The sequence below is a fragment of the Arthrobacter sp. SW1 genome, assembly GCF_001766675.1.
GTDB lineage: Bacteria > Actinomycetota > Actinomycetes > Actinomycetales > Micrococcaceae > Arthrobacter.
Window position 1 is genome coordinate 1 of sequence record NZ_MJLT01000065.1, and the last position, 514, is coordinate 514.

A 514-nucleotide genomic window follows, 5' to 3' on the forward strand; every position below is an offset into this window, starting at 1 on the left:
GATCCGTCCACTGTTCCTGCCGGTGATGACACCACGGTGACCGGTGTCGGGTTCGCTCCGAACTCGACGGTGACTGTTCAGCTCCTTGACCCGGCCGGTAACCCGGTGGGTGCTCCGGTGGAGAACGTTCCGACCAACGGTGAGGGTGGTTTCACTACTCCGCTGACCGTTCCGGAAGGAAGCGCTCCGGGTGAGTACTCCGTCAAGGGCACCGACGCAGAGGGGGGCACCGATACCGCTCCACTGACCGTTACGGACGGCTCTGCTGCTGGTCCGGGTTCGATTGGTGATCGTGTGTGGTCGGATCTGGATTCTGATGGTGTGCAGGATGCTGGTGAGCCTGGTCTTGCTGGTGTGACTGTGAATCTGTTGGATGGCCAGGGTGCTCCGGTGAATGGTGCTGATGGTCAGCCGGTGACGGCGACTACGGATGAGAATGGTGCGTACCTGTTTGAGGGTCTGCAGCTTGGCGGTTATGTCGTTGAGTTTGCTGGTCTTCCGCAGGGTGCTTCGT

1 protein-coding gene is annotated in these 514 nt (G+C 60.7%); it reads left to right on the forward strand.

Annotated elements, in window-relative coordinates; genetic code table 11:
- Positions 1 to 514 (forward strand): SdrD B-like domain-containing protein (locus tag BIU82_RS19530; RefSeq protein ID WP_290439155.1); only part of this gene is annotated, 514 nt, incomplete at both ends.